This window comes from Streptomyces sp. NPDC045955 (assembly GCF_056430805.1).
Genome location: NZ_JBWKKY010000001.1, coordinates 107,320 through 117,257, shown reverse-complemented (window position 1 = coordinate 117,257; position 9,938 = coordinate 107,320). Strand labels below are relative to the sequence as shown.

The following is a 9,938-nucleotide window of genomic DNA, read 5'->3' as shown; positions in this document are numbered from 1 at the left end:
CGCAGGGACCGGCCGGGGCAGGCAGGGAGGCGGAGACCGCTGGGACCGGCCGGGGCAAGGCACAGGGGGCGGAGGACCGCAGGGACCGGCCGGGGCAGGCAGGGAGGCGGAGACCGCTGGGACCGGCCGGGGGAGGGGAGGGGGCGGGGAGCCGGATACCGTCGGGGAGTGACCGACCAGCCCCAGTCCAGCACCCCGGCCGCCGCTCCCGACCTCTTCACCTGGGAGTTCGCGAGCAACCCCTACCCCGCCTACGCCTGGCTCCGCGAGCACGCCCCCGTGCACCGCACCAGGCTGCCCAGCGGCGTGGAGGCCTGGCTGGTCACGCGGTACGCCGATGCCAAGCAGACGCTCGCCGACCACCGGCTCTCCAAGAACCCGGCGCATCACGACGAGCCCGCGCACGCCAAGGGCAAGACCGGCATCCCCGGGGAGCGCAAGGCCGAGCTGATGACGCATCTGCTCAACATCGACCCGCCGGACCACACCCGGCTGCGGCGGCTCGTCTCCAAGGCGTTCACGCCCCGCCGGGTCGCCGAGTTCGCGCCGCGCGTGCAGGAGCTCACCGACGGGCTCATCGACGGGTTCGCGCGGAAGGGATCCGCCGACCTCATCCACGAGTTCGCCTTCCCGCTCCCCATCTACGCCATCTGCGACCTGCTCGGCGTCCCCCGCGAGGACCAGGACGACTTCCGCGACTGGGCGGGGATGATGATCCGTCACCAGGGCGGGCCCAGGGGCGGCGTGGCGCGGTCCGTGAAGAAGATGCGCGGCTACCTCGCCGACCTCATCCACCGCAAGCGCGAGGCGCTGCCCGACGAGCCCGCCCCCGGCGAGGACCTCATCTCCGGGCTCATCCGCGCCTCCGACCACGGTGAGCACCTCACCGAGAACGAGGCCGCGGCCATGGCCTTCATCCTGCTGTTCGCCGGGTTCGAAACGACCGTGAATTTGATCGGCAACGGGACCTACGCCCTGCTCACCCACCCCGAGCAGCGCGCGCGCCTCCAGGCGTCCCTCGCCGCCGGGGAGACCGGCCTCCTGGAGACCGGCGTCGAGGAGCTCCTGCGCTTCGACGGCCCCGTCGAACTCGCCACCTGGCGGTTCGCCACCCAGCCCCTCACCATCGGCGGGCAGCACATCGCGCCCGGCGACCCGGTCCTCGTCGTCCTGGCGGCCGCGGACCGGGATCCGGAGCGGTTCGCCGGTCCGGACGTGCTCGACCTCGCCCGGCGCGACAACCAGCACCTCGGTTACGGCCACGGCATCCACTACTGCCTCGGTGCCCCGCTCGCCCGTCTGGAGGGCCAGACCGCGCTCGCCACGCTCCTCACCCGCCTCCCGGACCTGCGGCTGGCGGCGGATCCGGCCGACCTGAGATGGCGGGGCGGCCTCATCATGCGCGGGCTGCGCACGCTGCCGGTGGAGTTCTCACCGGCTAAACATGACACGCCGTCAGAGCTGTGATCTTCACGTGATCTGCGCGGCATGAACTTGTGACAAGTGATCGTCTGCCGATACGTTCACCCATCATCAGCGCGGCCCGGGAGCCCCTGCGCCGCGCCGGTCACTGCTGTCTCGCGAAAGGTCTCCGTATGCTCTCCGGGAACGGTCGGCACCGTCGCCCCCGCCAGGCTCCGGCTCTCCTCGTCGCGGCCGGGGTGACCGGCTCCGCCATCGCGATTCCGCTCCTCGGGGCCTCCGGTGCCAGCGCGGCCGACGGCACGACCTGGGACCGGGTCGCGGACTGCGAGACCGGCGGCGCCTGGAGCCAGAACAGCGGCAACGGATACTTCGGCGGCCTCCAGTTGTCCCAGGAGGACTGGGAGAGCCACGGCGGCCTCGACTACGCCCCGAGCGCCGACCTGGCCAGCCGCTCCCAGCAGATAGCCGTGGCCGAGAGAATCCTCGCCGACCAGGGGGTCGGCGCCTGGCGCACCTGCGGGCTGCTCTCCGGCCTCGAACAGGACAAGGGCTCGGACACCTCCGACTCGTCCGCTCCGACGGACTCGCCCGGACTGCTCGACTCCTCCGAATCGGGCGAAACCGCCAACTCCGACAAGTCGCCTGATTCCTCCGATTCCTCGACGCAGGAGCAGTCGCAGGAGCAGTCGCAGGACCAGGAGTCCAGCAGCTCCCCCTCGCCCACCCCCGAGAGTGACGAGCCTGCCAAGTCGCCGCAGGGTGACGGCTCTTCAGTCCCGAGCGACACCACCTCCGGCCGCCACCGCGGCCCCAGTGCCGACGAGGACGCCGAGGTCGAGGACGGCCGTCCGTCCGGGTCCGCAGGACGGCACGCCTCGCGCGACGGCGAGGCCGCCCGGGAGGCGACGGACGGCTCCTACACCGTCCGCCCCGGCGACAGCCTCTGGTCCATCGCGAACTCTCTTGACCTCAGCGGCGGATGGCGCGCGCTCTACGTCGGGAACGAGACGGCTGTCGGCACCGACCCGAACCTCATCCGCCCCGGTCAGAAGCTCACGGTTGGGGTCGAAGCGGACGAGCGGTAGCCGGTGGGTCAGTACGGAAACGGCGGCGGAAGTCACCCCGAAACCGTGCGAGTTCACGTCACCGTTCGCGGCTAATGTCCCTTATCGGTGCGGTGAGAGATAGATCTCAGAAGCCCTGATCGTCTTTGAAATTCCGCGGATCGCATGTCTACGGTCATGACCGCTCGTCACCGCGAGCCCCGGCTGCCGCAACGCCGAATCCTGCCAGCGGCCGCACGGGAACAGTCGTCGCGTCAAGCGCCGTAGGCAGGAGCGGGGGACCCAAGGTAAGTGCCCGACCGGCCGGTTGTGCCGGAAGGGCTTGGGGTGAAGCCGCGTCCCGGGAGGGACGCGGCCGGGCAACTCAACCGGCCCGAACCCGACAGCTCACCTCGCAGGCGTCGGTGAGGGGATCTCTCCATGCTGTTTTCCGGCAAGGGCACGCACCGCCGTCCGTCCAAGGCCTCTCGGGTCATCGCCATCGCCGGTGTCACCGGTGCCGCCGTCGCCGCCCCGCTGATGGCGGCCGGCAACGCCTCCGCCGCCACCGCCTCCGAGTGGGACGCCGTCGCCCAGTGCGAGTCCGGCGGCAACTGGTCCATCAACACCGGCAACGGCTACTACGGCGGTCTGCAGTTCTCCGCCTCCACCTGGTCCGCGTACGGCGGCACCCAGTACGCCTCCACCGCCGACCAGGCCACCAAGGACCAGCAGATCCAGGTCGCCGAGAAGGTCCTCGCGAGCCAGGGCAAGGGCGCCTGGCCGGTCTGCGGCAAGGGCCTGTCGAGCGCCGGCTACAGCGGCGGCTCCGAGCAGAGCAGCGGCTCCACCGAGACCCGCCAGACCGAGCAGCAGCCGGCCTCCCGCTCCGACGAGCGTCCGGCCCAGACCCAGAAGACCGTCACCACCCCGACCGGCAAGAAGGTCAAGAAGGGTGACGGCGAGTACAAGGTCGTCAAGGGTGACACCCTCAGCTCCATCGCGACCGAGCAGAAGGTCGAGGGCGGCTGGGAGAAGCTGTTCGAGCTGAACAAGGACATCATCACGGACGCCAACCTGATCTACCCGGGCCAGCAGCTGCACCTGAAGTAAGCAGCGGCCCATCCCCGTCCCCACGGGCTCCCCGCCCCGGTGCGTCATCCCCCGTGCGCACCGGGGCGGGGTTTTTTCCGGCGGTCTTTGCGATCCGGCTTTGTTCCGTTCGGAAACAATTTACTCTCGGTTCTGTCCATGGGGTGGGCGACCCGGTGGCCGATCGCCCGGAGCCGGTTAGGCTCATGTCGCGAGCCACCGCGGCCCGCGCCTCGCCGGGTCCACGCGGCCCGCGTACCCGCGTCACATGAAGAAGGAGATGCTCGTGCCGTCCATCGACGTCGTCGTAGCCCGGGAAATCCTGGACTCCCGAGGCAACCCCACGGTCGAGGTCGAGGTCGGCCTCGACGACGGCAGCACTGGTCGTGCCGCCGTCCCGTCCGGCGCCTCCACGGGCGCCTTCGAGGCCATCGAGCTGCGCGACGGCGACTCGAACCGCTACCTCGGCAAGGGTGTGGAGAAGGCCGTCCTCGCGGTCATCGAGCAGATCGGCCCGGAGCTCGTCGGCTACGACGCCACCGAGCAGCGCCTGATCGACCAGGCCATGTTCGACCTGGACGCCACCGACAACAAGGGCTCCCTCGGCGCCAACGCCATCCTCGGCGTCTCGCTCGCCGTCGCCCACGCCGCCTCCGAGGCCAGCGACCTGCCGCTGTTCCGCTACCTGGGCGGCCCGAACGCGCACCTGCTGCCGGTGCCGATGATGAACATCCTGAACGGCGGCTCGCACGCCGACTCCAACGTGGACATCCAGGAGTTCATGATCGCCCCGATCGGCGCGGAGTCCTTCTCCGAGGCCCTGCGCTGGGGCGCCGAGGTCTACCACACGCTGAAGAAGGTCCTGAAGTCGAAGGGCCTGGCCACGGGCCTCGGCGACGAGGGCGGCTTCGCCCCGAACCTCGGCTCCAACCGCGAGGCCCTCGACCTCATCCTCGAGGCGATCAACGAGGCCGGCTACACCCCCGGCGAGCAGATCGCCCTGGCCCTCGACGTGGCCGCGTCCGAGTTCTACAAGGACGGCGTCTACACCTTCGAGGGCAAGGAGCGCTCGGCGGCCGAGATGACCGAGTACTACGCGGAGCTCGTCGACGCGTACCCGCTCGTCTCCATCGAGGACCCGCTGTTCGAGGACGACTGGGAGGGCTGGAAGACCATCACCGCCAAGCTCGGTGACAAGGTCCAGCTCGTCGGCGACGACCTGTTCGTCACCAACCCCGAGCGCCTCGCCCGCGGCATCGAGGAGGGCGCGGCCAACGCGCTCCTGGTCAAGGTCAACCAGATCGGTTCGCTGACCGAGACCCTGGACGCCGTCGAGCTGGCCCAGCGCAACGGCTTCAAGTGCATGATGTCCCACCGCTCCGGCGAGACCGAGGACGTCACCATCGCCGACCTGGCCGTCGCCACCAACTGCGGCCAGATCAAGACCGGCGCCCCGGCCCGCTCCGAGCGCGTCGCCAAGTACAACCAGCTGCTGCGCATCGAGGAGATCCTCGACGACGCGGCGGTGTACGCCGGCCGCAGCGCGTTCCCGCGGTTTCGCTCCGCGAACAATTAAGCACAGCGCTCCGCGAACAATTAAGCACAGCGCTCCGCGAACAATTAAGCACAGCGCTCCGCGAACAACTAGGCACAGCAGGGGCTGACCCGGCCCTCAAGTAGCAGCGTCGTACGTACGTCCCCGTACCCGGTCCCGTACCGTGTCCGGGGACGTACGCGCGTATGACGGTGGAGCGGGAGGCGGACAGACATGGCCGTGAAGGACCGGGACCGGTTCTCCACCGCGACCAGGATCCGGCTGCTCGGCGAGCAGACCGCGGCCCGGGTCTACCGCTCCCAGACCAAGCGTCAGGCCCGCCGCTCGCGGCTGACCGGCCGGGCCGCGCTGCTCGCCCTGGTGATGTGCTCGCTGATCGTGGCCCTGGCCTACCCGATGCGGGAGTACGTCTCGCAGCGCGCCGAGATCGACGACCTCCAGCGCGAACAGCAGCAGGCCCGGCAGCGCGTCGAACGGCTGCGCGACCAGAAGGCGCGCTGGCAGGACGACGCGTATGCCGAGCAGCAGATCCGGAAGCGGTTGCACTACGTCATGCCGGGGGAGACGGGATTCATCGTCGTCGACCCGCACGCGGCGAAGCAGTCGCACGCCGACCTCGGGGCGGCCGACCGCCCCTGGTACTCGAACGTCTGGGACGGGGTCGACAGGGCCGACGCCTCCGACCAGTGACCCGATACCCAGCCAGTGACCTGAACCCAGAGAAAGACAGCCTGAACACAGTCATGGAAACGCCCCCGCCGACCACTCCGCGCACCGAGCCCACCGACGCGGACGTCGAGGCCTTCAAGCAGCAGCTCGGCCGGCCCCCGCGCGGCCTGCGCGCGATCGCGCACCGGTGCCCGTGCGGGCAGCCCGACGTCGTCGAGACGGCCCCGCGGCTGCCGGACGGCACGCCGTTCCCCACGCTGTACTACCTCACGTGCCCGAAGGCGAACTCGGCGATCGGCACGCTGGAGGCGAATGGCGTGATGAAGGAGATGACCGAGCGGCTGGCCTCGGACCCGGAACTGGCGGCGGCGTACCGGGCGGCGCACGAGGACTACGTCCGGCGCCGTGACGCGATCGAGGAGCTGAAGAACTTCCCGAGCGCGGGCGGCATGCCGGACCGGGTGAAGTGCCTGCACGTGCTGGTGGCGCACTCGCTGGCCGCGGGGCCGGGCGTGAACCCGCTGGGCGACGAGGCTCTGGCCATGCTGCCCGAGTGGTGGCGCAAGGGCGCCTGTGTGACGACCGTCGAGGAGGACGCCCAGTGACCCGTGTCGCCGCCGTGGACTGCGGTACGAACTCCATCCGGCTCCTGGTCGCCGATGCCGACCCGGGCACCGGTGAGCTGGTCGACCTGGACCGCCGGATGACGATCGTGCGGCTGGGGCAGGGCGTCGACCGCACCGGCCGACTCGCCCCCGAGGCGCTCCAGCGGACGTTCGCGGCCTGCCGCGAGTACGCCGGGATCATCAAGGAGCACGGGGCGGAGCGGCTGCGGTTCGTGGCGACCTCCGCCTCCCGGGACGCCGAGAACCGGGAAGAGTTCGTGCGCGGCGTGCTGGACATCCTGGGCGTCGAGCCCGAGGTGATCTCCGGGGACCAGGAGGCCGAGTTCTCCTTCACCGGTGCCACCAAGGAACTCGCCGGGCGCGACCACCTGCCGAAGCCCTACCTCGTCGTGGACATCGGCGGCGGCTCGACCGAGTTCGTCGTCGGCGACGACCGGGTGCGCGCGGCCCGCTCGGTGGACATCGGCTGTGTCCGCATGACCGAGCGTCACCTGGTCCGGGACGGGGTGGTGAGCGACCCGCCCTCCAAGGAGCAGATCGCGGCGATGCGGGCGGACATCGAGGCCGCCCTCGACCTCGCCGAGGAGACGGTCCCGCTGCGCGAGGCCCGCACGCTGGTGGGCCTGGCCGGGTCCGTGACGACCGTGTCGGCGATCGCGCAGGAGCTGCCCGAGTACGACTCGGCCGCCATCCACCACTCCCGTGTCTCCCACGACCGGGTCCGCGAGATCACCGAGTGGCTGCTGCGTTCCACGCACGCCGAGCGCGCGGCCGTGCCCTCCATGCACCCGGGCCGGGTCGACGTGATCGGGGCGGGGGCCCTCGTGCTGCTGTCGATCATGGAGCGGATCGGCGCGGAGGAGGTCGTCGTGAGCGAACACGACATCCTCGACGGCATCGGCTGGTCTTTGGCCTGACCGCCTACAGGTTGCGGTACACGTCCCGCCGGTCGCCTACCTTGACGACGAGGATGACGAGCTCACCATCGTTGATCTGGTAGGCGACCCTGTAGCTGCCGACTCTGAGCCGGTAGAGCCCGGACGGGCCGGTGAGCTTCTTGACATCGGCGTCCTCGCGGTACGGGTCATCGCCCAGCGCGGTGAGCGCGGTCAGGATACGCATGGCGTCGGGTCGGCTGATGGCCCGGAGCTGCCGTTGCGCCGCTGTGGTGAACCGGAAGGCGTACTTCAAGCCGCATCGCCGTTCTGCTCGGTGAACAGGTCTGCCAGCAGTTCCGCCATCGTCACGGTGGGGCCGCCCTCGGCCAGAACCGCTTCGGCTTCGCGCGCCAGCATGACGTCGGCCGCTTCCTCCAGTGCTTCGAAATCTGCGATCGGGACCACGGCCGCCACCGGAGCACCGTTGCGCGTGATGACGGTCGGAACGCCTTCCTCGGCCCGGTTGATGTGGTCGGCGAGGTGCGCGCGGGCTTCCCGTACAGTCACGGTGTTCTCAGGCATGAGACCAGTGTACGCATCAGTGTGTACACGGCGCTCTTTCGGTGAGTCGCATTCGCGAGCGATCCTCGACGGCATCGCGTGGTCCGTCGCCTAGCCCGCTTCTGAGCAGGCATGGATCACGAATGAGCGCGTCCGGGGGGTTCTTCTGACCCCCCGGCGACAGCCCGTCGGAAAAGTTCGTGAAGTTCTTCACAAGGAATTCGGCCCTCCCGGGCGATCAGAGGGGCTCCGTTGGCCCGTCCGGGGGCTGAACAGGCCTTTGAACATGTTCAGAAGCATGGTATGGAGGTGTCCGGGGAGGTGCGCGAAGAGGCACTCCGGAAGGACCTCACGGAGGCCCCTCGGATGCAGAGAGGCAGCTCACGCGGCATTGACAACGGTCAGGGGTGCACAAACGCTCCCGGTTGTCACCATGACGTGGATCACGCGGGCCGCGGAGGATAACACACACCCCACCCGAGCTTGTGAAGGGGCGCACGAGCCACCCCCCTCAACCGGGTGGATACTCGATGCCATGAGCACCACGGAGCGTCCCAGGATCCTCGTAGTAGGCGGTGGGTACGTAGGCCTGTACGCAGCTCGGCGCATCCTCAAGAAGATGCGTTACGGAGAGGCGACCGTCACGGTCGTCGACCCCCGGTCGTACATGACCTACCAGCCCTTCCTCCCCGAAGCCGCCGCCGGCAACATCTCCCCGCGCCACGTCGTCGTCCCGCTGCGACGCGTGCTGCCGAAGGCGGAGGTCCTCACCGGCCGGGTCACCAGCATCGACCAGGACCGCAAGGTCGCCTCGATCGCCCCGCTCGTCGGCGAGGCGTACGAGCTGCCCTTCGACTACCTGGTGGTCGCGCTCGGCGCGGTCTCCCGCACCTTCCCGATCCCCGGCCTCGCCGAGCAGGGCATCGGCATGAAGGGCATCGAGGAGGCCATCGGCCTGCGCAACCACGTCCTCGAGCAGCTCGACAAGGCCGACTCCACCACCGACGAGGAGATCCGCCGCAAGGCGCTCACCTTCGTCTTCGTGGGCGGCGGTTTCGCCGGTGCGGAGACCATCGGAGAGGTCGAGGACCTGGCCCGGGACGCGGCGAAGTACTACAAGAACGTGTCCCGCGAGGACATGCGCTTCATCCTCGTCGACGCCGCCGACAAGATCCTCCCCGAGGTCGGTCCCAAGCTCGGCACGTACGGCAAGGAGCACCTCGAGGGCCGCGGCGTCGAGGTCTACCTGTCCACCTCCATGGACTCCTGCGTCGACGGACACGTGGTGCTGAAGAACGGCCTGGAGGTCGACTCCAACACCATCGTCTGGACCGCCGGCGTCAAGCCGAACCCGGTCCTCTCCCGCTACGGCCTGCCCCTCGGGCCCCGTGGCCACGTCGACTGCGAGACCACGCTCCAGGTCAAGGGCACCGACTACATCTGGGCCGCGGGCGACAACGCCCAGGTCCCGGACCTCGTCGGCCGCAAGGCGGGCAACGAGAACGCCTGGTGCCCGCCGAACGCGCAGCACGCGCTGCGGCAGGCCCGCGTCCTAGGCGACAACGTCCTGTCCGGCATGCGGGGCTTCCCGCAGAAGGACTACTCCCACGCCAACAAGGGCGCGGTGGCCGGGCTCGGCCTCCACAAGGGCGTGGCGATGATCGTCATGGGCAAGATGAAGATCAAGCTCAAGGGCCGTCTCGCCTGGTACATGCACCGTGGCTACCACGGCATGGCGATGCCGACCTGGAACCGCAAGATCCGCGTCTTCGCCGACTGGACGCTCGGCATGTTCCTCAAGCGCGAGGTCGTCTCGCTCGGCGCCATCGAGACGCCGCGCGAGGAGTTCTACGAGGCCGCCAAGCCGGCCCCGGTCGCCGCCGCGCCGAAGGAGAAGTCCGAGGCCAAGGCCGAGGAGAAGACCGAGGAGAAGGCCAAGGCCTCCTGACCTCCGGTCGGTCACCCGCCTGACGAAGGACTACTCCACCGAGGGCGTCCGCCGCAGGATCTTCGCTGAAGGATCTCCGCCGAAGGACCTCCCGCCATCCGTGGTGCGGGAGGTCCTTCGGCGTTCCCGTTGCTTCGGCGT

General features: G+C 69.7%; 10 protein-coding genes and 1 riboswitch. Of the genes, 8 read left to right on the top strand and 2 right to left on the bottom strand.

Annotated elements, in window-relative coordinates; all coding sequences use genetic code 11:
- Window positions 1-168: 168 nt before the first annotated feature.
- The 7 genes from AC07F0_RS00525 (at window position 169) to AC07F0_RS00495 (ending at window position 7,327) form a co-directional block, all read left to right on the top strand.
- Complete coding sequence (locus tag AC07F0_RS00525) at window positions 169-1,467, top strand: cytochrome P450 family protein (protein ID WP_478972338.1); 1,299 nt, start codon at window positions 169-171, stop codon at window positions 1,465-1,467.
- A gap of 128 nt (window positions 1,468-1,595) precedes the next feature.
- Window positions 1,596-2,510: a LysM peptidoglycan-binding domain-containing protein gene (locus AC07F0_RS00520; RefSeq protein WP_478972335.1), complete on the top strand. Its 915-nt coding sequence runs from the start codon at window positions 1,596-1,598 to the stop codon at window positions 2,508-2,510.
- 228 nt (window positions 2,511-2,738) lie between these two features.
- A riboswitch (cyclic di-AMP (ydaO/yuaA leader) is annotated at window positions 2,739-2,905 on the top strand.
- A gap of 4 nt (window positions 2,906-2,909) precedes the next feature.
- The gene (locus tag AC07F0_RS00515; RefSeq protein WP_478972332.1) at window positions 2,910-3,581 is read left to right on the top strand and encodes a transglycosylase family protein; all 672 of its coding nucleotides are present in this window, start codon (window positions 2,910-2,912) and stop codon (window positions 3,579-3,581) included.
- 265 nt (window positions 3,582-3,846) lie between these two features.
- The gene (gene eno / locus AC07F0_RS00510) at window positions 3,847-5,136 is read left to right on the top strand and encodes a phosphopyruvate hydratase (RefSeq protein WP_436727865.1); all 1,290 of its coding nucleotides are present in this window, start codon (window positions 3,847-3,849) and stop codon (window positions 5,134-5,136) included.
- A gap of 192 nt (window positions 5,137-5,328) precedes the next feature.
- A complete protein-coding gene (locus tag AC07F0_RS00505) occupies window positions 5,329-5,805 on the top strand; it encodes an FtsB family cell division protein (protein WP_436727826.1) in 477 nt (158 codons plus the stop codon).
- Window positions 5,806-5,858: 53 nt separating this feature from the next.
- Window positions 5,859-6,389: a DUF501 domain-containing protein gene (locus AC07F0_RS00500; RefSeq protein ID WP_478972329.1), complete on the top strand. Its 531-nt coding sequence runs from the start codon at window positions 5,859-5,861 to the stop codon at window positions 6,387-6,389.
- Entirely contained in the window at window positions 6,386-7,327 is a 942-nt protein-coding gene (locus tag AC07F0_RS00495; RefSeq protein WP_478972326.1) for a Ppx/GppA phosphatase family protein, read from the top strand. The genes AC07F0_RS00500 and AC07F0_RS00495 overlap by 4 nt, the downstream gene beginning before the upstream one ends.
- 4 nt (window positions 7,328-7,331) lie before the next feature.
- On the opposite strand, the gene AC07F0_RS00490 is transcribed toward AC07F0_RS00495, so the two are convergent.
- Both AC07F0_RS00490 and AC07F0_RS00485 read right to left on the bottom strand, forming a co-directional pair.
- Window positions 7,332-7,601 (bottom strand): type II toxin-antitoxin system RelE family toxin, encoded by a 270-nt coding sequence (locus AC07F0_RS00490; protein WP_199210820.1) that lies wholly within the window; start codon window positions 7,599-7,601, stop codon window positions 7,332-7,334.
- A complete protein-coding gene (locus AC07F0_RS00485) occupies window positions 7,598-7,870 on the bottom strand; it encodes a type II toxin-antitoxin system Phd/YefM family antitoxin (protein WP_478972323.1) in 273 nt (90 codons plus the stop codon). The genes AC07F0_RS00490 and AC07F0_RS00485 overlap by 4 nt, the downstream gene beginning before the upstream one ends.
- 514 nt (window positions 7,871-8,384) lie before the next feature.
- On the opposite strand from AC07F0_RS00485, the gene AC07F0_RS00480 reads away from it, so the two are divergent.
- Window positions 8,385-9,797: an NAD(P)/FAD-dependent oxidoreductase gene (locus AC07F0_RS00480; RefSeq protein WP_478972320.1), complete on the top strand. Its 1,413-nt coding sequence runs from the start codon at window positions 8,385-8,387 to the stop codon at window positions 9,795-9,797.
- Window positions 9,798-9,938 lie beyond the last annotated feature (141 nt).

Excerpts from the sequence above, each read along its gene's own strand:
- AC07F0_RS00520 (WP_478972335.1), top strand. The coding sequence starts at position 1,596 with ATGCTCTCCGGGAACGGTCGGCACCGTCGCCCCCGCCAGGCTCCGGCT.
- AC07F0_RS00515 (WP_478972332.1), top strand. The coding sequence starts at position 2,910 with ATGCTGTTTTCCGGCAAGGGCACGCACCGCCGTCCGTCCAAGGCCTCT.
- AC07F0_RS00505 (WP_436727826.1), top strand. The coding sequence starts at position 5,329 with ATGGCCGTGAAGGACCGGGACCGGTTCTCCACCGCGACCAGGATCCGG.
- AC07F0_RS00500 (WP_478972329.1), top strand. The coding sequence starts at position 5,859 with ATGGAAACGCCCCCGCCGACCACTCCGCGCACCGAGCCCACCGACGCG.
- AC07F0_RS00485 (WP_478972323.1), bottom strand. The coding sequence starts at position 7,870 with ATGCCTGAGAACACCGTGACTGTACGGGAAGCCCGCGCGCACCTCGCC.
- AC07F0_RS00480 (WP_478972320.1), top strand. The coding sequence starts at position 8,385 with ATGAGCACCACGGAGCGTCCCAGGATCCTCGTAGTAGGCGGTGGGTAC.